The following is a 20,167-nucleotide window of genomic DNA, read 5'->3' as shown; positions in this document are numbered from 1 at the left end:
TATGCTGATCGGTATAGGAGGGGTGAGTCGTTCGGGCAAGAGTACGCTGGCCCGTATGTTGGTTAATTATTTCAGAGATTCAGGGAAAACGGCGATTGTTCTCTACCAGGATGATTTCGTTTTCCCTACTACACAGATACCCCATGTGAAAGACAAGGTAGACTGGGAGCATCCCCTGTCAATTAACCATGATCTTTTGTGGGAGACTGTCCGGTTTTACAGGGAAAGGTTCGAGGTGGTTATCGTTGACGGTTTCCTGGCTTTTCACGACAGCCGTTTACGGGAACAATACGACAAGCGTATTTTTGTGCAGGTTTCCAGGGAAACTTTCCTGCAGCGAAAAGAGAACGACCTGCGTTGGGGGTATATCCCGCGCTGGTTTTTTGATCATATCTGGGAAAGCTATCTCAAGTACGGCATTCCTGACTTTACGCAGCATGCCTATGTACGGATCTCGGGTGAAACGGCCTATGATCCGGAAGAGATCATACCGCTGATCAGCTGAATCGTATCAGGCCATCTGAAGTACATTTTGTATCCAGAAGAGCATTTTGGCAGCGTATTTGAAAGAAAACAGGCGCTGAGGCTCAGCAGACAGGCTGTTGTTGAGGAGGTTGATATCCATGCGATTGGCGTTACCGGGGTCTATCTCTACGGCCGTAATGTTTTCGGGGTAGCGGTAGTCGCCGGTTTTACCTTCCCACCGGAAGCCGGTGTGCCGGCCGTTGCTAAAAGTTACGCGTACGGTGACCGGTATATGCATATCCCCCAGGTTAACCAAACGGAAGCTTCCGCCACGGGTGGTATTTTCGAGGTGCTGTACGGCATAGTCGCACACCTCTGTGCCCAGGATGGTCTGTTCGAAGAACCAGTCCAGGTCTTTGAAGCGGGTTTTTCGCCGGGCTATTTCATTGGCTGTGTCAAAGAAATCACGGGGAACGGGGTGCCGGAACTTAAACCGCTCAAAATAAGTCTGCAGGATTTCGTCCATTACCTCGTCGCCCACCAGGTTCTGCAGGGTCTGCAATACCGTGGCGGGTTTGGTATAGCTCATCACGGGGTAGGTTCCGCCGGGGTATTTCCAGGTATCGGTCCGGATGGCGGTGATGGCGGGGTATTTCATGCTTACATAATTCCAGCGCGAAGCTGCGGCATCATTGACTGTAAAGCCGAGGAAATTGAAGAGTGAGCCTTTCGGGTAGGCGAAATCCATGATCCGCCCTTCCATATACTGGGTAAAGCCTTCGTCCATCCACGAATCTTCAAACTCATTGCTGGCCAGCATTCCCTGGAAGTACTGGTGAACAAACTCGTGGATGGTGACCACCTCCTGGTCTTTCACCCAGGTGCCGGCTCCCCAGGTAGCACCACAGGAAATGAGCGTGGGGTATTCCATGCCGCCTGATCCGCTCCCGTCTTTGGAAGGGTCTATGAGAGAAAGGGTTTTATAAGGATACCGCCCTACATGCTTTTCCATGTAGTCGATGGCCTTTGTGACTGCGTCAAAGTAGCGGGCAGCCTTATTTTTATGTTCAGGCTGCAGGTAGGCCCGGAGGGTGATGCCCCGGTAGGGCTGGGTCACTTCTATAAAATGGGGCGAGGCAGCCCAGGCAAAGTCGTGCACATCTTCTGCCCGGAAGCTGACCACTTTTTTATCTCCCTTAACCGGGTTTTCGGCTATTTTGCTGCCTGTTCCGGCCACTGTAAAACGGCGGGGCAGGGTAATATTCACCCGGTATTCACCAAAATCGGAAAAGAATTCGGTGTTGGCGTGAAACTGGTGGCAGTTCCAGGTGCCCGACTTTTCAAGAACCCCGATTTTCGGAAACCACTGTCCCGCAAAAAAGTAATCATCGGCCGCCCAGCCCGTGCGGGCAAATATGCGGGGCAGCCGGGCCGTAAAATCCATATCGAGCGTGAGGGTTTCTCCGGGCTGAACGGGGCTGGGCAGCCCGAAGAGCATGACGGTCTGGTCTTTATCGTTGAGGTTATCGGGCTGAATGTATTTCCCGGTAAGAACCGTGCTGCCGTTCAGCAGGGTCCGGTTTATTTTGATGTACCCGAAATGACCCGGTACCGAAGTGTTCAGCCGGTCGTTTCGTAGCATCCCCCCGGAACCCTTCATAAAGGTAGATTCCGTGTCTTTGAAGGCATTCAGGTAGGTATGAAACCTCAGCTCGTTTACAGCAACGGTGCTGGTGTTGGTCCAGGTGAGGCGCTGCTTTCCCTGCAACATCTTCCCCGCGGGATCCAGCGATACCTCAATGGTGTAATTGGCGATTTTCCGGTTCTGAGACCATGCCTGGAAACCCAGGAAAAGCAGCAGCAATACCAGGCGGAGCATCCTTTAGCTTACTTTAGGACACTTGCATTTCTTTTTGAAAATGCGTTTGAAGAGGCCGCCCTTCTTTTTTTTGGTTTTGAACATCACGGCCTGCTCCGAAACAGGGGCGTGTTCGGTTGCAAAGCTCTCCACAGGGAAGATCAGCAGGGCCATCCATAAGGTCAGCAGTTTCATTACACAGGTCAGTTGATATACTGTATAACGAATAAAGAGCGGTTTTAGTGCGGTTTTGCCTGACAATACACCCCGGATAACGTAAAAACCCGAACGGAATGGCTAACTTTGCATCCGGAATGAAAAGAGAAGATTTTATAGCAGCGTTACATCTCAATCCCGTGTTCCAGGCGGTCAGTGAGGCAGCTGCCCGGCTGGGTGTGGAAACCTATGTGATTGGCGGGTTTGTGCGTGACCTGATCCTGAACCGGCCCGGCAAGGATGTGGATTTTGTTTGTGTGGGAAGCGGAATAGAGCTGGCCACGGCTACCGCAGCCCTGGTGGGAAAGGGAATTCACGTGAATACATTTAAAAATTTCGGAACAGCCCAGTTTGTTGTTGACGGCTATGAATATGAATTTGTAGGGGCCAGGAAAGAATCTTACCGGTCTGATTCCCGGAAGCCCCTGGTGGAAGACGGTACCCTGGAGGAAGACCAGAACCGGCGTGATTTTACCATCAACGCCATGGCCATTTCGCTGAATGCCGGCAACTACGGTACCCTGGTAGACCCGTTTAACGGCTGGAACGACATTCGTGAAAAGATCATCCGAACGCCGCTTGATCCGAAAACCACCTTTTCCGATGACCCCCTGCGAATGATGCGGGCCGTACGGTTTGCCTCTCAATTGGGCTTTGATATAGATCCCGATACCTTTGAGGGAATCCGTTCTATGGCCGACCGCATCGGGATCGTCTCGCAGGAGCGCATTACCGATGAGCTGAACAAAATTATCCTGTCTCCGCAGCCTGCCTATGGGTTCAAGCTTCTGCAGCAGGCCGGTATATTGCCCCTTATTTTCCCGGAGCTGGTCAACCTGATGGGAGTGGAGACCATGGACGGAAAAGGACACAAAGATAATTTTTACCATACGCTGCAGGTGCTGGAAAATACAGCCCTGCGTTCATCTGATCTCTGGCTGAGGTGGGCGGCGCTGCTGCACGATATTGCCAAACCGGCTACCAAACGGTTTTCGCCGAAGGTGGGCTGGACGTTCCACGGCCATGAAGAGCTGGGAGCCCGGTGGGTGAAAGGAATTTTCCGGAAATACAAGTTGCCGCTGGATGAGAAAATGAGGAAAGTAACCACGCTGGTTCGCCTGCATCTGCGCCCTATAGCGCTGGCGAAAGAAGGGGTTACCGACTCGGCCGTGCGCCGCTTGCTGGTGGAGGCCGGCGAATATATTGACGACCTGATGATCCTGTGCCGTGCCGATATCACGTCGAAAGACCCTACACGGGTCAAACGGTATCTCCGGAACTTCGACCGGGTAGAGGAGCTGCTCCGGGAGATCGAGGAAAAAGATAAGCTGCGGAATTTCCAGCCCGTGATCACCGGCGAGATAATCATGGAGATTTTTGGCCTGGGACCCTCCCGCGAGGTAGGCCAGCTCAAGACAGAAGTACGGGAGGCCATCCTGGATTGCCGCATTGAAAATACCTGGGAGTCGGCCTATCCTTTCCTGGTAGAAACCGGAAAGAAAATGGGCTTTGTACCCGTTAAAGACCCTACCCTATAAGAAGACCCTCTCCCGGTTTTGTGTAACCCGCTGATGTGACCCGGACCTGTTCAGAGTTTGAGCAAGGTAAGGCCTACAGGGCATTGCAGGCATTTTTTCTGTGTGCAGAGCTCATTGTATTGTTCTATAAGCCCCTGCGAGTCAAAGGCCGACAGGCTTTTCAGGTTAAGGGTATCCCACAGGCGGGTAATAAAATTCTTTTCCGGCGGAATGTCTTCCAGCAGCCTGAGCGCTTCATTAAAGTAGCTATCGTTGCCGGTCAGCCGGTAGTAAGCCGCGAGGAGCGGTACGATCGTGTTGATCCGGAGGTTGTCAACCGACTCTTTCCCTGGCCCGGTGAATTTCTTTCCCGGTTTAGCGAAATCGTAATGGCTTTGCCAGTAGGCCGATACCCCGCTGTCCAGGTTTAACCGGTTTTCTATGCAGGCATTAAAGAAGCTGCCGTTGCAGTTTAGCAGGGTAGCCACCTGGGCCAGCCGTACGGTGGGGAAGTTATGCGGCCGGGTACGCAGGAATTTCCAGTCGGAGCGGCTCAGGGCGTTTCCTGACAAGTCGTGCTTATGTTTCAGAAAGCGGTACTCGTCATGCATCCGGCGGGCATAGGCATCGGCAGGCTCTTCGAGAAAACCGGCCAACCCGAAAAGAAGTGCTTCCATTTGCCAGGAGTTTCCCCGGTAACGGGCCAGTATCTTGTGTGGAAGTGCCCTGGCCAGCCGCAGGAAGGCTTCGGAATTGAGATGGAAACCGAAGTTTTTCATCAACAGCTGGTAGGCCGTTTCTTCCAGGTCATGCCCGGCAGACCGGTACATCTGCAATACTTCTTCTGCTTTTCTCTGTAAGCGGAATGCCAGGGCTTTTTCAATCATCGATACTTTTGACAAAGAGAGAACCGGCCCGAAAAGAGATTCGCAGGGGATTTTCTTCTGGCTGTTTTTGAGATAACGGTATTTGTCCCGGATGGCCGCGGGTATGCGCTCGTGGAGGGATAAGGCAGGGATCGCCGTGCCGTCGCGGCGGCAGATAACCCGGTCGTTTTTCCAGACTACATGCAGGATTACCGCATCGTAGGCGGCATCGTGCTGGTGGCCGTGCTTTTCCCAGTCAGAGGCCAGCAGGTGAATTTCTACCTTACCGGCCCATATCATGCCATCAAGGGCAATACGTGCATTTTCGAAATCGGGGCCGGCGTGGCTGTGGGGTGTACCCGTTTTAATGACCCGCAGCATCTGGCCGTCGTCAGTTTGAAGGCCGGCAGCGTCAAACAGCTGGTATTGCCAGACATAGTGCAATAGCTCTTCGTTTTTCATGTGGATAAAAGCTTTGAATTTAAACGATGTGTGCGGTCACCGGTTTACAGGACTCTGGCAATCGGCCTGCCTGTTAACCGAAAAATGACCCTGTTTCAGGTGCTTCGCTGAGGCATCACGTAACTATTCCCGGGTTTCAGCCGGGGCTCACGCCCGTTCCAGGTAGCCCGCCATTTCCCGTTGGATAGCAGCGGCCTCTTCCTGCGCCCGCAGGGCAAAGTCTTGGCCCGAAGAAGCGTAGATAATGCCTCTCGATGAGTTTACCAGTAATCCGCAGTCGGGGGTTAAGCCATACCGCGACACTTCTTCGAGGCTTCCGCCCTGGGCGCCTACTCCCGGTATCAGCAGGAAATGCCCCGGGACAATCTTCCGGATCTCCCGGAGGCTGGCTGCGCGGGTAGCTCCCACCACGTACATCAGGTTTTCTTCCGAACCCCAGGCCTGTGATGTTTCCAGTACCTTTTCAAATAAGCGGCCGCCTTCTGCCAGGGCGGAGTTCTGAAAATCCTGCGCACCGGTGTTGGACGTCAGGGCCAGCAGGATCACCCATTTCCGGTCGTATTCCAGGAAGGGGGTAACCGAATCTTTGCCCATATACGGAGCTACGGTGACGGCATCAAAATCGAGACCCGAGGCACTTTTATCAAAAAATGCCCGTGCATACAGCCCTGATGTATTCCCGATATCGCCTCTTTTGGCATCGGCTATGGTAAAACAATCGCCGGGGATATACGCGAGTGTTTTCTCAAGACTCTCCCATCCTTTCCTGCCGGCAGCTTCGTAAAATGCGATGTTGGGCTTGTAAGCCACGCAAAAATCACGGGTGGCATCAATGATCTGCCGGTTAAATTCAAAAACAGGATCAGGAAAATCCAGCAGGTGTTCCGGTACCTTCCGTATGTCGGTATCGAGGCCTACACAGAGGTAGGATTTTTTTTTGAAAATCTGGTAAATAATGTCTTGTTTTGTCATAAAGGCCCGAAATTTACCGTAAAGTTAGCCATGTAATTCTGCTTTTGAATAATTTTGAAGCTGAAAAACCGACCACCCGTTCACAAATGCCCTGGTTTTTACGTTATTGAAAGATATAAGAAAAGTTAATGCAATTTACACCTACCACCTTAGCCGGGGTCATCGAGATTACTCCGCGCGTATTTGAAGATGAAAGAGGATATTTTTTCGAATCCTATACCGTCAATCTTTTCCGGGAAAACGGAATTGCGGAAGATTTCCTCCAGGACAACCAGTCTTTTTCTGTTAAAGGAGTGATCCGGGGCCTGCATTTTCAACGTGAGCCTTATGCACAGGGCAAGCTGGTGCGGGTTATCCGGGGGGCTGTGCTGGATGTGGTGGTAGATATCCGGCCCGGTTCGCCTACCTTTGGCCGGCACGAGTCGTTTTTGCTGACCGAAAAAAACCGGAAAATGGTTTACCTGCCTCCCGGCTTTGCCCACGGCTTCTCCACACTGGAAGATGCCGTTTTTTCCTATAAATGTACGAATGTCTATCATAAGGCTTCAGAAGGCGGTATTATTTACAATGACCCTGAACTGGCTATTGACTGGCAGGTAAATCATCCTGTTGTTTCCGAAAAAGACCTGGAATTACCTGCTTTCAGTGCAATCAAAGCCACTTTATAATTTTATAATTCTTTTTGTACAGGAAACACCCGACCGGTTCCTGGCGGTGAGGTAATAGATGCCTTTTGCCAGCCGGTTGACCGGGTCTATCCGGTAATATTCATCTTTTTCCGTGATTTTCATCAATGGCACTTCCTGCCCGTTGAGCGTAAGCAGCTTTGTGCTGCTTTTATCGAGATCCGGAAAATAAAGGCTGATGGCCTGTGTATCGCTGAAGGGATTTCCGGGTACGACACACCCGGGTACCCGGCCTGAGATTTCTGCTTTCTGCATATCGAGTGCGGCCATGATACGGTTTCCGAAATCAAAGGCCAGCTGGTAATAGGTTTCGGGAATGTAAGGCGTAATATCTTTTACCGGGTGGGTGATGCTGATTCCCGACGTCCATTCCTGCCAGGTAGTGCCGTCCCTGCTTTTATTGATCAGGTATCTCCCGAAGGGCAGAACACGAAGATCTTCCACAGCGAGACCGGGGAGGGAAGACTGTTCGGGTACCAGGGTCAGCCGGCCTTTGGGTACCTGGTTTTCCCACAGGAAGTATTGTCCCGGTGCTTCTGTTTCAAATTCGAGGTAGGGGAAGTCTTCGTTGGCCAGCCATTGCAGTGTGTCTTTGACCCACAGAACAGCGGTACCCGGCGTGCAGTCGGCGGGAAGCTCGTTGCGGTGCAGAAGCACCAGCGTTTTGCCGGTTTCAGCAGGGTAGCTATGGATTTCATGTTGACTCATATAATAGCGTATTTTTACTTTAGAAGACAGTTTACGGGAGGTATTGAACGACAGGCTCCTGGGGTAGAACCGGTTCCCGAAGGGATCATCCAGGAAGGCGGCGGCGGTGGAGGTTAGTTTCAGGTGAACACGGCCGGTTTGTACGCCCTGCGGATGTACCGCAGCGAAAATCTCACCGTTTTCCCGGTAGAAATAATTCCAGGTGCCCGGTTGCAGACCGGGAGCCGGGAAGTCAATGCAGGTATCGGTCTGCCCGGCAAAGTAGCAGGGGCTGATCTGGAGGGTCATTCGGGCCGGGCGGGAAAAGCAACCGTTTTCTCCTTCTGTTTTGAAGGCAATGAGGTGCACAGCGACCTCTTCAGTAGATATATCCAGTTCAGGGCTCCACGCAGCACCGGGTAGCTGCCACCAGGTTTTATCTTTCATCAGGGCACGGCCGTTCAGCGCCGGTGAGAACCGGCATGCATGGATAAGTGTATCAACGGGATTTTGTGCCGGCCGGGGCAGAACCTGCGGTTGGAATTCCCGGAAAGGAGCATAACAGCCGGCATCATTGGAGGCACTGAGCAGGAAACGATCGCCTGCCTGCAGCAGATAACCGGTGGCGGCCCGGGAGCTGTCACGGTTCAGAAGGGTAAGCCCTGCCGGCAGGGTTTCAAGAAAGGCGGCCACGGTTACGCCTTCGCATACGGCTACCGAATCAAAGTTGCCCAGATCGGGCAGCGGGTGCCGGGTCAGATGGATAACATTAGAGTTCCTGACGCAGGTGCCGCCTGAGCTGCGAAAGGTGATGCGTAAGCGGTAGCTGCCCGAATCGCCAGGCTCCGGTGTAAAGGCTTCTGTAAGTGCAGGGGCTTCGAAGACCGTGCTGTAGGTATTTCCCGTTCTCTTTTGCCATTCCATTTTTTCTATTGTACCGGTTACACTGTCGCGGTAGCGGGAGAAGTCAATGGCTGTGCCCGGGCACAGGTCAATAGACGGCAGGGAAGGCCTGAGCCGGTTTACCTGCAGCACGGCCGGTTCAGAAACCAGCTGCTTTTCTCCCGAACGAACGATGCAACGGTAGCGGGATCCGCTGATATCGGGCTCTTTCCCGGCATCGGCTATTTTATAATCGCGTTCAGTAGCTCCTGCAATGTTGATAAATAGCCCCTGGTATTCCTGCTGCCATTGGTAGCTTATGTCGCTCCCGCCGGCCGTTCGTACGGTGAAAGTGACTGTATTGCCGTCGCAGTTGGCCTGGTCCCGGGGCTGCGTGGTAATCCCGAATACCGCCTGGATTTCGGAGCTGATCAGCAGGCGTTCACTTTCACAGCCCCAGGTATTGGTCTGGCTGACGTAGTAGCTCTTTTTGCCGGTGGAGGTAAAGGTGGGCGGGTACAGCTCAAATTGTTTGAGGGTTTTTGTCCGGTACCATTTCAGGTTTTCTCCCTCAGCCGAAAAGGTAAGGGATTCGCTCTCGTCGTAAACGTTGGGTGTAGTATTGACCGGCTGGGAGGGAGCCGGGTGTACGGTGAGCCGGACCAGTGCTCTCGGGCTTTCGCATTTTTTGTCGGTGATGTAGGCATATTGCATGAAATAATCGCCGGGAGTACCGGTGCTGATCTCCGGCTGGCGCGGAAGAGCGGTAGTTCCGTGGAGGTCATACCATATCGCTTTCAGGTTATCCGGCGGGTATAGCGTTATTTTTTCCGGCTTTTCAGCCTGGCAAACTTCTTTGTCCATATCGCCGGGCTTTTCAGGGATTGCACCCACTTTCAACGTCATCAGGTCAGTTGTTTCTACACAGGAGCCCGCAGAAGAAGAGAACGTCACCGCGCACCGGTACTGTTCCTGGTCCAGTTCAGGCAGGTCACGGATGTGCAGGTAAGGAGTCGTGCTTCCGGATACATTCCCCGTATCTTTCAGGGCTGTCCAGGACTGCCCGGTTCCGGTACGGTGCTGCCATTCGTAGTGCAGGGGTGACCCGCTCAGGGTATGTGAAGCGGCCAGGTCGGCGTGCAGGTCATTGCCGGTGCAGTGTGTCTGGTTAGGCAGGCTTCCGGTGAGCCGGTTGACTGTCAGTGGGATTTCGGTACTGTAGATTTCACGGGAAGCATCGGTAATCATACACCTGAAACGCGACTGGTGCGGACTTTCTGCATTCCCGGTTCCGGCTATCCGCAGGGAAGATGACTGCGCACCGCTGAGATAATTATTTTCTGTTATATCTGTAAAGACCGAATCGCCGGGCAGCATCCGTTGCCACCGGTAAGCCGGTGTGCCTTCTCCTTCTGCCCGGATCTGCAGTTGAGAAACACTCCCGTAGCAGTTGACCATTTCCTGCGTCTGGGAAAGAATATGCAGGGCTACCGGCCGGGGAAGAAACCTGACGGAAACCGGGTTGGATACGGCCAGGTTACAGGAGCTGAGGTCACAGCTTATCCGCGCCCTGAAATGGAGGGTGATGTCTGAACCCGGATGGGCGTAATGCAGCACCTCACCGGTACCTGCATCGGTCCAGTTGGGATTTGAAGCAGCAGAAGATACCCGGTTGATCTGCCATTGAATCGTGCAGTTACCGGTACCGCCACTGATGGTGGGATGAAGGGTGAGGTTGTCTCCCGGCAGAACGGTATTTTTATCGGCCGACAGGACAATGCCGGGATCGGGTACAATATGGATAGTTACCGTATTGGAAGCGAGCGTATCGCAGCGGTTCCAGGTTCTTCTCCGGTAACAGGTGGTTACCTGCAAAACACCGGGATTGTACGTGAGTGCGGTGGCTCCGTTGATATCCCGCCACTGCGGGTTTTCGCAGTTTTCAGTAAACTGCCATTGAATCCGGTCGTAAGATTGAGGCGGTTCGGAGCTGCTGATCAGGGGCGGGTTATGACCTGCGCAATTAACGGTGCTGTTTTCTGCAATACGACCGGCCCTGAGCGGTTGGGTGTACATGATTTTCACGTCTGCCCTGCTTCGGGGAGATTCGCAGAAAAGATCGTCCTGCTGCCTGCCGTAAGACACATAGAAGGTGGTGTCGGACACGATACCTGAAATCCCGGTTTCTGATCCGGTAGAGAAACCGTCCGGACCGTCGCTGCTTGTCCACCAGTAATAGGTTCCGTTGCTGTACCCGGAGATTGCCTGTACTATGACCGTTCCGCCCGGGCAGGCCGCTGCTGCAGATACGGCCGGAGGGTGCGGGAGTGCTGCCGCAGCCGGGCGGATCACCAGGCTGTCTGTGGCAAAGCAGTACCCCCGGATGCCTTCAATGGTATACAAGCCCGGCTGGCTTACCCAAAAGTTGCCCGTGGAATTGGTATCCAGTACCTGACTATCCTGCCATAAACGGAAAACCGCCGGACCCGCAGCATTGGTAAAAACGGCCAGCTGTACCTGCCGGTTGAAGTGACCGGTAAGGCACAGCTCTTCCCTTTCGGAAATGGCGGTGATCTGAAATGAAGGATAGATCCGGGTTATGAAAGGCTTCCGCAGGCTTTCGCACCCGTTTGCGTCGGTTTGCGATACAAACCAGGTCTGGTCTTTTACTCCCGCAGTGTTTATTTGAGGAACAGGAAGGCGCGTACCCTCAGGATCGAACCAGTTAAGGGTATAGATATCTTCTTTTGCACTTAAAAGAATGGTGGCTGCGGAGGTACAGAAAACCAGGGTATCTCTCACGGCCGGAAGGGGCGGCAGGGGATGAACGCTCAGGACAACCGTATCCGAGCTGATCTCCCCTAAGCAGGCAGAAGTAATTGTACAGTATACCCTGGCCTGGTTAAGCGCTGTATCTGTATGAGCTAACAGCAGGCTGTCGGCATTTCCGGGAACCGGCCGGTTATTGATAAACCATTGGTAACTCAGCGGGCCTTCGCCAGTGGCCTTCACCCGGAAAAGGGCCTTGCTGTTTTCACAAACCGTTGTATTTTCGGGTTGGGCAAGAATAGTGGTAGCCGGCAGCACCTGTACAGGAAAAGAAGCCGATGCCTGTCCGCACCTGCCGTTGATGCTGACGCGGTAATCGCCCGCATGCCCGGGTTTTGCCGCCGCAATGACAAGCGAGTCGGCCGTTATATCCTGCAATTCCATCCCGTTCCGGTACCAGCTGATGCTTACCGGGTTCATGCCTTCCAGCTGGGGTTGGATACGGATCTTTTCCCCCTCGCATACGGTGATACCTGCCGGGACGGATGAAATACGGGTGATTGGAAAAACTTTCAGCGGCAGGACTGTAACGGGAGAAATGCAGTGCTCATTTTTACTGTACAGCTCCAGGGTATAAATACCTGTATTTTTGTGCAAAGGCAGGCTGATACCTGTTTCAGAGCTGAACGGGAGGCTGTCAACGGCTGTAAAGCCTTCCAGGTCCGGACAGCCCGCAAAAATATACCGGGGCATATTTTCTGCCTCAGTGAGGTTGATGGTTACCCGGCTTGCTTCCGGGCATACGCCGTCAGGCAGGGAAAACACCTGGTGCGGTACGGGGTGTACCCTTACCTTTACCGGGAGCCTGTAGCTTTCACATAACCGGGTATCTTTTACAGCGTAATAGTACGTACGGGAAGCCGCAAGCACGGGTGTCTGGTAAGAGGTGGCATTTTGCTTCACCGGAGATGTGAGGGTGTCTTCGTACCAGGAATAATTTTCTGCTGCTGTGATCAGGAAGCTTGCCGGCCCGCAGCTTTCCAGAGAGTCAAGGCGGCCCGGGGGAGCAGGCCTGGGGTGTACCGTATAATTGGCCCGGGTGCTTTCCAGGTAGCAGACGGTGCTGTCTGCGTGTCCTGACAGGTTCTGGGCGAGGGCGGTGAACCCGGCCTTTACCCGGTAGCTGTTCTCGTGGGGCAGTATCCCGTTAACCTGCAGTTGCAAGGCAGAGGTTCCCGTGAATTTCCCGGTTTCTGCGAGGGGAGCATAGGTAGTTTCTCCCGTTTTCCGGAGGTACCATTGAAAAGAAACGGGGGTGCCGGTTACCGCTGAAGGAAAGAACCGGGCGGTATCACCTTCGCAGAAAGCCGTGGCAGTAGTAGGTGAAACTGCTGTGCTGAGCTGGTTAACTGAAAGTACCGCCGGCTCACTGATCGCTTCACATCCGTAGGCATCTTTTACCCGGCAACGGAACGCCAGGCCATGATGGCTGTTAATGATGCCCGTGATTTTCAGGTTGGGGGTATTGACGTCTCTAAATTTGGTGGTGAGCGATAAGGGGCTGAAGTCGTGCCCGCCGGTGCTACTCTCCCATTGGCAGGACTGCGTTCCGCTTGCTGATGCCCTGAAAATAACCTCGCCGCCGTTGCATTGGACCAGGTCTTGCGGCTGAATGTCGAAAACAGGGAAATGAACCTGTATATCAAACGCAGCGCCTGTGATTTGTGAATACATGTTTTTCAATACGATCCGTACCGTAAGCGAAGCCTGAACGGATGGAAAGAGGTGCTCAATAACCGATAAGGTGGTATCGGTGTTTCCTGAGGATAAATGAATCCATTCACCCGATTGCGGATCCCGGAACTGGAACTCGTAAAAGGTGGCCTGTACCACCTGCGCCGAGAGCAGTACCTGTTCTCCCCGGCAGGGATGGGCTTTGTCGGCAGATATATCCTGCACAAAATAAGGATCCTGTGCAGAAAGGCGGCAGCAGATAAAACATGCTGCCAGAAGGCGTGTGAACAGATTCATGAGCGCATGGATTAGGGGAGTAAATTTGAACTACTCGCTTGTGTTTTACAAATACCAGGGCTCTTTTTTGAAAATTAATTATCTGCAGATAAAAAATAGAGGGTATTCTCCCGGCCGGTTAAACAAAAAAGGCCGGAATTTCTTCCGGCCCTTTTCTATAGAGGATAATCTCAAAGCTTGACAATCTTCCTGGAAACTTTTTCTTTTCCACTGGAGAGAACCAGGTTGTAGGCTCCGGGAGCGAGGGAGCGAATCGCCACGCTGGCCGTGTTTTCCTGCCCGAAGCGGATTTCTTTGTCAATAACCAGCTGGTTGTTGGGATCGAAAACCCGCAGGTGATACGCGGAATTGCTGTTGATACCTTCGGCTTTGATGTTCAGTGTTTCCGAAACAGGGTTCGGGTATACGGTAGCATCAAAGACAAAACCGGAGGTAGCAGCCGGAATCTCTATTTTCGCTGATTTTGAATACTGTGATGATCCAAACGTGTCGTTCCATGCTTTCACCCGGTAGAAATAGGTTTTCCCGGCTGAAATGTTCGCATCGCGGAAAGAAACGGCATTTCTTCCCAACTCACCTATTTGTACATAGGCATTTTCATTGTCAACAGATTTCTCTATTATATACCCTTTCTCTTTGATGGTGTCGTCTATCCATGTCAGGTCCACACCGTTGCCATTTTTCTTGGCTACGAGCCCGTAAGGTGCATTGGGAGCGGAGGTATAGTCGATATTGAAGGGTCCGATTATGTCGGAATAAGGCGATGATCCGGCCCAGTTTTCAGCCTTGACGCGGTAATAATAGTCTACCCCTTCTTGTAACCAGGTATCGGGCAGACGGGTCTGATCCTGCTTCAGGAAGGCGAGCAGGGTGAAGTTTACTTTGTCTGTTGACCGTTCAATATAGTATTGGGCTTCATCGGCGGTGTCATCCCAGGAAAGATAAAGCACCTGCTCACCGAAATTGTTTTTATTCAGAACGCCAATAAAGTGCAGAGGTTTAGAAGGCGGGCCGTAGGTAGTATCCCTGAAAGAAACCCATTGGTCATTGTAAAGCCCTTTGTCGCTATAGTTTCTGAAGAAAATCTCTACGGCATCATTGGGTTTCAGGCCTTCAATCTTGTAGCTCTTGATCCAGATCGGAACATTGGCCACTACCTTCATGGGTTCGCCATTGATACGGACAGCGATTTCCGTATTGGCAATAATATTGGTTTTACACACATTATCTTCAATACCCGGATCCCATGCTACGGTCAGGAAGTCAGTATATTTCTCAATTGACCGGAGATTCTGTGGCGGGTTAGGGGCTTTGTATGCTTGCGTAAATATCTGGAAAGGCGCAGAATAGGTTTCTCCTGTGCTGTTCTGGGTATTGATCCGGTAAAAGTAATTTACCCCCGGTTCGGCACCGCTGTAGTAGAAGAATTTTTCGTTGGCAGGTACTGAACCGATATTGGTAAAGTTCCACCCGTCAAATGACGATTGCACCACCACGTAAGTGATGTCTTCCGAACGCTCGGAGTAGTCCCACGTGAATGCAACACCGTAGGGACAATCGGCTTCTTTTTTAAAGTTTACGGCAGCAGGAGGCAGGGCGGTTTTGGTGGTTTCATATTTGACTTCCGACCACGGGCCGTTATGAGTGACCGTTTCGCTTACTTTCCGGATAGCTCTTGCCGTAATCTTGTATTTGGTTTTGGGCTTCAGGCTCTGGGCGTTCACCACTATTTCGGGAGTAGCTTTACCGGCGGTAAGTATAATATCCGGGCCGTCGCTCTCCAGCTTGATTTCAAACCCGGTTTCGTACAGGTTGGCATCGATGAGGCGCATGGTGATGCGGTCGGGCGTGGTGAAAGAAGGCTCTATTGCAATTTCCGGTGCCACCAGCGGCTTGGAAATGACCACATTCATTGGAATAGTGTAGTTAGAATAGGTAGTATCTGCCGGACTGGTAGTTACTTTGAAGGCTCTGACTTTTATCACGTAAACCGTGTCAGCGGTCAGGCCTGTCAGGGTATGATTGGTGGTGGTTACTCTTACAGAATCTGTAGTGGTAGCCCCTTTAATGTTATAGTAAACTTTATAACCGGCCACTGCACCGCCTGTGGGGGCCGTCCATTCAATCAGTGCTTTATTTTCCAGGTCAACCTGCTGAGCCTTCACACTTGTAGGTACATTCACCTGTGCATACGTGAAAACTGAGATCAGAACTAATGAAATGAGTAGTAAGGTTCTTTTCATGGAGGGTTTGTTTATTCCAATGATCGATAATACCACAAATTTACACAGGATTTCATATTTCCCGAAATAAGTTTTATAAATTTATGAGGATGCGGTATAAAAATATTAATGCATTTTAAGAGGCGGGCATTTCCGGAATGACAAGGTTTATTGTTATTTTTGCGAAAATGGCTGGTAAATAATGGAGAGTTATGCCAAAATCCTGTTAATTGCCGCACCGGTTTTCCTGGTGCTGGTGCTTTCGGAAAAGTTGTACGGATACCTGAAGTTCGGGCATGAGTTCAGGACAATGGATACTATTTCGAGCCTGAGCTCGGGGTATACCAATGTATTAAAAGATGTATTGGGGCTGAGTGTGACCATTCTCGGGTACGAGTGGTTTTACCGGCATGTGGCTGTTTTCGAGATCCGGTCTACCTTCTGGGTGTATGTGACGGCTTTTTTTGCGCTTGATTTTGCCGGGTATTGGGTACACCGGCTGTCGCACGGCATTAATTTCCTCTGGAACCGGCATGTGATCCATCACAGCAGTGAAGAGTTTAACCTGGCCTGTGCCCTGCGGCAGAGCATTTCGGTTTTTGTTAATATTTTTTCCTTTTTCCTGGTTCCTGCGGCTATCCTGGGCGTGAAACCGGAGGTAATTGCGGTAGTGGCACCGCTGCACCTGTTTGCCCAGTTCTGGTACCATACCGTTTACATCGGTAAGATGGGTTTCCTGGAAAAGATCATAGTAACTCCTTCCCATCACCGGGTACATCACGCCATTAACAAGGAGTATATTGATAAGAATCACGGGCAGATCTTTATTTTCTGGGATAAGCTGTTCGGTACGTTCCAGGAAGAGCTGCCCTCTTCTCCACCCGTTTACGGGGTAACCCGGCCTATGAGCACGTGGAATCCCATGAAAATCAATTTCAAGCACCTGGCGCTGCTGATCAGCGATGCGTGGCGGGCTGAAAACATAAAAGACAAGCTGCGCATCTGGTTTATGCCTACCGGCTGGCGGCCGGCAGGGTTTGAAGAGAAATATCCTGTACAGAAAATCGAAGACCCTTATCATTTCGAGAAATACCGTACTGAGTTTTCCCCGGCCGGGCGCACCTTTATCTGGCTGCAGTTCCTGTTTACCCTCCTGATGCTGGTATGGTTTTTCGGCCATGTGGCCGTACTGGACGTTTACGGCCTGATGACGTTCGGCTTCCTGATCTTCCTGAACGTATATGCGTATACCGATTTTATGGACAGGAACCGTTCTTTCCTGTTTTTTGAGCTGTTAAAAAATGCTTTCGGTCTTTATATGCTTTACGATACTTCTTTCTGGGAGTCCCTGTTTACCGGGTATCCTGAAGGCAAAGAAATCCTGGCCGGGTATTTTGTTTTATCCGGGCTGCTTTCGCTGCTGTTTTTCAGAACCGAGCTGGATCAGTCTTCCAGGTAGTTCAGGTCTTTGTTATGCGTTTCTTTAATGGTGATGGTAGAGTAAAACCCTAAGCCGTAGCAGAGGGCTGCTACGAGGGCTCCTGCCATAATAGTGCCTACGGTGGGCTTGAAATACATAAACAGGGTGGTCATAAGCACTACGGCACCCCGTACCATGTTCGGAATGGTAGTGGCGGCTGTAGCCCTCAGGTTGGTACCGAACTGTTCTGCACCTACGGTAACAAACATGGCCCAGTAGCCCGTCCAGAAACCCAGCCACACACATACGATGTATACGGTGGTAACGCTTTTCATCCCGCCGAAAAGGTAATAGAGCACCCCCAGGAACGACATTCCCATCATAAAAGCGATGGCCTTTTTCCGGGATTCCATCCAATGGCTGATGAAGCCGCTGAGGAGGTCGCCGGCAGAAATGCCCACATATGCCCACATGATGGCCATGCCGGGGATCACTTTTTCAGAAATACCCAGGGCTTCGCCGAACTGGTTGCTCAGGTAAACCAGTATGCCGATACAAAACCAGGTGGGCAGTCCTATTCCTATGCATTTGAGGTATTTAAAGAAGCGTTCGCGGTTGGTGAAAAATGCAAAGAAGTTTCCTTTGATGACATCGTCTTTTTGCTGCATGGATTTGAACATACCGGATTCAAGCACACCTACCCGGAGCAGGAGCAGCAGCACGCCCATGGCACCGCCTACCAGGTAGGCCACGGTCCATTGGCCTGAAAACTGGACGGTATAGTTGGCCACCACGGCGCCGAAAAGCCCGACCCCTGCTACCAGTGAGGTGCCTTTGGCGCGGAGGCGCGGAGGCAGCACTTCGGAAACCAGGGTGATGCCGGCCCCCAGCTCTCCGGCCAGGCCTATTCCGGCTATGAAACGGAGCCACTTGTAGGCTTCCACCTTGTCCATAAAATGGAAATGGGGAATAAAGCCACAGGCGATGTTGGCCAGTGAATAGGTAATAATAGAGCCGAAAAGTACGGAAAGGCGACCTTTTTTGTCGCCCAGCGCTCCCCACAGGATACCGCCCAGGAGAAGGCCGATCATCTGGAAGTTGATAATTTTTACGCCGACGGTGTCTACTTCCGCCGGACTGAGACCAAGGCTCTCAAGGCTGGGAATACGCACGATGCCGAACAGCTGAAGGTCATATATGTCTACAAAATAGCCCAGCGCAGCAATAATGACAGGCATGCTGAACAGGTATTGGAGGTCTGTTTTTTCAGATTTCATAAGTATAATAGTTCCGAGTAGGTTAGTTCCGAGTTTATAGCTTGCAGCCGAAAGCCAGGTCGCCGGCGTCGCCGAGCCCCGGTACAATATAAAACCGGTCGTTCAGCTCCCGGTCTACATCACCTACCCAAAGCCGGCATTCGGGCAGGCGGGTCCGGATGTAGTTCATGCCCTCTACACTGGCAATAACACAAACGATATGCGTAACCCGGGGCTTCCCGTAACGGGTCAGGCTGCGGTAGGCTTTCTCCAGCGATTTCCCGGTAGCAAGAATGGGATCACAGAGGATCAGCGTTTTGTTTTCCACCGACGGACTGGTGATATAGTCGAGCTCTACTTCAAAATCTTCTTTCTCAGCGTGCGCTCCGCGATAGGCCCCGATAAATGCGCTTTCTGCTTTGTCAAAGTAGTTGATCACTCCCTGGAAAAGCGGCAGGGAAGCCCGGAGCACAGTGGCAACCACCGGCTCATCAATGGTTTTTTCGGTTGATTTTACACCCAAAACGGTTTCTGTTTCAATAGGGGTAAAATCCATGGTTTTGGAAATTTCATAGGCAAAGATCTCGCCCATCCGTTCCAGGTTACGCCGGAAGCGCATGGAGTCTTTCTGGATCCTTTTATCACGGATCTCCGCCAGGAAATTTTTGGCAATCGAGTTTTTTTCAGAGAGTATCAAAGGTGTTCGGGGTAATTAAATTGAACAAATGTAATAAACTGTAAGATTATTTTCCAAAAAGATAACAGATAAATGATAAAGGTATCTTTATGTGGTATTTCTTTTGCTATATTCGCTTTTTTCAGAATTTAATTTCAGCGGGGGGCAGATAAAACACCTTCTGCAGAATCTTAAGATGCCATGCTGTCGAGAGTTGCCAATTCGGTGTATTGGATGGGCCGTTATATTGAACGGATAGAGAATTACGCCCGGTTTATGAGCGTAAATATTAACCTTTCGTACGACCTGCCCGGTGTGATCACCGATCACTGGAAGGTATTGCTGGAAGCTACCCATGACAGGCAGGTATACGATACCCTGTACGGTGACGATTCGGAGGAGAAGATCATTGAGTTTATCACGTTTGACTCCCTGAATCCCAATTCGATTTACAGTATGCTGGGAAATGCCCGGGAGAATGTGCGGACGGTGAAAGAAGTGGTGCCCAAAGAGTTCTGGGAGTCGATCAATAAATTTTACCTGGGCTTTAAGAATTATACCTTCAACTCGCATCATGATACGGCAAGCATGATGGAGTTTTATGACGGGATCAAGCAGCAGTGCCAGTTTCTGACCGGCATGCTTGATGCCTGCCTTACCCGGAACGAGGCATATTATTTTTTTACGATGGGCAAGTTTATCGAAAGGGCTGATAAAACCTCCCGTTTCCTGGATATCGGCTACTTTAATTTCAAAACCGTGTCAGATACCCGGCATGTTAACTCCCAGGACCTGCTCATCTGGGCTGCCGTGCTGAAGTCGGTGAGCGCCTTTAACATGTACCGCCAGCAGTATAAAAGCCTGAAACAGGATAATATCATCGAGTTCCTGGTGAAAGACCGGTATTTCCCGCGGGCCATTTGTCACTCGATCAAAAAAGCCGAATACGCCCTGTACAGGATTTCAGGCTCGCGGCCGCAGAACGGCTACCGCAACCGGGCAGAAAAAAGTATCTCGGAGCTGAATCACTGTATCGACTTTACGGAGACTTCGGAGATCATGGGTACGGGGCTGCACAGCTTTCTGAACGATTTCCAGATCAAGAACAACGAAGTGGATTCGGAGATATATAAAGTGTATTTTGATCCTGGCACTATCGGATGGCAGGCCCAGGGTTAAAAA

The 20,167-nt window shown here is 51.5% G+C and carries 13 protein-coding genes; 5 read left to right on the top strand and 8 right to left on the bottom strand.

Translation table 11 applies throughout. The annotated features are described in order from the left end of the window. The first annotated feature begins 1 nt into the window (after position 1). Complete coding sequence (locus AB2U10_RS15480; protein ID WP_367915728.1) at positions 2-505, top strand: nucleoside/nucleotide kinase family protein; 504 nt, start codon at positions 2-4, stop codon at positions 503-505. Positions 506-511: 6 nt separating this feature from the next. On the opposite strand, the gene AB2U10_RS15475 is transcribed toward AB2U10_RS15480, so the two are convergent. Both AB2U10_RS15475 and AB2U10_RS15470 read right to left on the bottom strand, forming a co-directional pair. Continuing rightward, positions 512-2,344, bottom strand: coding sequence for a M1 family metallopeptidase (locus AB2U10_RS15475; protein WP_367915729.1), 1,833 nt, complete (start codon positions 2,342-2,344; stop codon positions 512-514). Between the two features lie 3 nt (positions 2,345-2,347). Continuing rightward, entirely contained in the window at positions 2,348-2,518 is a 171-nt protein-coding gene (locus AB2U10_RS15470; protein WP_367915730.1) for a hypothetical protein, read from the bottom strand. A 98-nt stretch (positions 2,519-2,616) separates the two neighbouring features. Here AB2U10_RS15470 and AB2U10_RS15465 point away from each other — a divergent pair, with 98 nt between their 5' ends. Then, entirely contained in the window at positions 2,617-4,077 is a 1,461-nt protein-coding gene (locus AB2U10_RS15465; RefSeq protein ID WP_367915731.1) for a CCA tRNA nucleotidyltransferase, read from the top strand. Positions 4,078-4,127: 50 nt separating this feature from the next. Here the strand turns inward: AB2U10_RS15465 and AB2U10_RS15460 are convergent, their stop codons facing one another. Both AB2U10_RS15460 and pyrF read right to left on the bottom strand, forming a co-directional pair. Further along, a complete protein-coding gene (locus AB2U10_RS15460; protein ID WP_367915732.1) occupies positions 4,128-5,384 on the bottom strand; it encodes a DUF2851 family protein in 1,257 nt (418 codons plus the stop codon). A 147-nt stretch (positions 5,385-5,531) separates the two neighbouring features. After that, positions 5,532-6,356, bottom strand: a complete 825-nt coding sequence (gene pyrF / locus AB2U10_RS15455; protein ID WP_367915733.1) for an orotidine-5'-phosphate decarboxylase — start codon at positions 6,354-6,356, stop codon at positions 5,532-5,534. 128 nt (positions 6,357-6,484) lie between these two features. Between pyrF and rfbC the strand changes: the two genes are divergently transcribed. After that, positions 6,485-7,024: a dTDP-4-dehydrorhamnose 3,5-epimerase gene (gene rfbC, locus AB2U10_RS15450; RefSeq protein ID WP_367915734.1), complete on the top strand. Its 540-nt coding sequence runs from the start codon at positions 6,485-6,487 to the stop codon at positions 7,022-7,024. On the opposite strand, the gene AB2U10_RS15445 is transcribed toward rfbC, so the two are convergent. Next, complete coding sequence (locus AB2U10_RS15445; RefSeq protein ID WP_367915735.1) at positions 7,019-13,411, bottom strand: Ig-like domain-containing protein; 6,393 nt, start codon at positions 13,409-13,411, stop codon at positions 7,019-7,021. The two genes, rfbC and AB2U10_RS15445, sit on opposite strands and share 6 nt — an antisense overlap. 170 nt (positions 13,412-13,581) lie before the next feature. After that, positions 13,582-15,654 carry a fibronectin type III domain-containing protein gene (locus AB2U10_RS15440; protein WP_367915736.1) on the bottom strand — a complete coding sequence of 691 codons (2,073 nt, stop codon included), beginning with the start codon at positions 15,652-15,654 and terminating at the stop codon, positions 13,582-13,584. A 181-nt stretch (positions 15,655-15,835) separates the two neighbouring features. Between AB2U10_RS15440 and AB2U10_RS15435 the strand changes: the two genes are divergently transcribed. After that, positions 15,836-17,092, top strand: a complete 1,257-nt coding sequence (locus tag AB2U10_RS15435; protein ID WP_367915737.1) for a sterol desaturase family protein — start codon at positions 15,836-15,838, stop codon at positions 17,090-17,092. On the opposite strand, the gene AB2U10_RS15430 is transcribed toward AB2U10_RS15435, so the two are convergent. Further along, complete coding sequence (locus AB2U10_RS15430) at positions 17,077-18,330, bottom strand: MFS transporter (protein WP_367915738.1); 1,254 nt, start codon at positions 18,328-18,330, stop codon at positions 17,077-17,079. The genes AB2U10_RS15435 and AB2U10_RS15430 overlap by 16 nt on opposite strands. A gap of 34 nt (positions 18,331-18,364) precedes the next feature. Then, positions 18,365-19,006 carry a uracil phosphoribosyltransferase gene (gene upp, locus AB2U10_RS15425; RefSeq protein WP_367915739.1) on the bottom strand — a complete coding sequence of 214 codons (642 nt, stop codon included), beginning with the start codon at positions 19,004-19,006 and terminating at the stop codon, positions 18,365-18,367. A 180-nt stretch (positions 19,007-19,186) separates the two neighbouring features. Between upp and AB2U10_RS15420 the strand changes: the two genes are divergently transcribed. Continuing rightward, complete coding sequence (locus AB2U10_RS15420) at positions 19,187-20,164, top strand: alpha-E domain-containing protein (protein ID WP_367915740.1); 978 nt, start codon at positions 19,187-19,189, stop codon at positions 20,162-20,164. The last annotated feature ends 3 nt before the right edge of the window (positions 20,165-20,167 follow it).

Origin of the sequence: Leadbetterella sp. DM7 (genome assembly GCF_040829825.2) — a bacterium.
Lineage (GTDB): Bacteria > Bacteroidota > Bacteroidia > Cytophagales > Spirosomataceae > Leadbetterella.
This window is presented reverse-complemented; position numbering and strand designations above follow the sequence as displayed.

Coding starts and splice junctions, on each gene's coding strand:
- AB2U10_RS15480 (WP_367915728.1), top strand. CDS start 2: ATGCTGATCGGTATAGGAGGGGTGAGTCGTTCGGGCAAGAGTACGCTG.
- AB2U10_RS15475 (WP_367915729.1), bottom strand. CDS start 2,344: ATGCTCCGCCTGGTATTGCTGCTGCTTTTCCTGGGTTTCCAGGCATGG.
- AB2U10_RS15470 (WP_367915730.1), bottom strand. CDS start 2,518: ATGAAACTGCTGACCTTATGGATGGCCCTGCTGATCTTCCCTGTGGAG.
- AB2U10_RS15465 (WP_367915731.1), top strand. CDS start 2,617: ATGGCTAACTTTGCATCCGGAATGAAAAGAGAAGATTTTATAGCAGCG.
- AB2U10_RS15460 (WP_367915732.1), bottom strand. CDS start 5,384: ATGAAAAACGAAGAGCTATTGCACTATGTCTGGCAATACCAGCTGTTT.
- pyrF (WP_367915733.1), bottom strand. CDS start 6,356: ATGACAAAACAAGACATTATTTACCAGATTTTCAAAAAAAAATCCTAC.
- rfbC (WP_367915734.1), top strand. CDS start 6,485: ATGCAATTTACACCTACCACCTTAGCCGGGGTCATCGAGATTACTCCG.
- AB2U10_RS15445 (WP_367915735.1), bottom strand. CDS start 13,411: ATGAATCTGTTCACACGCCTTCTGGCAGCATGTTTTATCTGCTGCCGC.
- AB2U10_RS15440 (WP_367915736.1), bottom strand. CDS start 15,654: ATGAAAAGAACCTTACTACTCATTTCATTAGTTCTGATCTCAGTTTTC.
- AB2U10_RS15435 (WP_367915737.1), top strand. CDS start 15,836: ATGGAGAGTTATGCCAAAATCCTGTTAATTGCCGCACCGGTTTTCCTG.
- AB2U10_RS15430 (WP_367915738.1), bottom strand. CDS start 18,330: ATGAAATCTGAAAAAACAGACCTCCAATACCTGTTCAGCATGCCTGTC.
- AB2U10_RS15420 (WP_367915740.1), top strand. CDS start 19,187: ATGCTGTCGAGAGTTGCCAATTCGGTGTATTGGATGGGCCGTTATATT.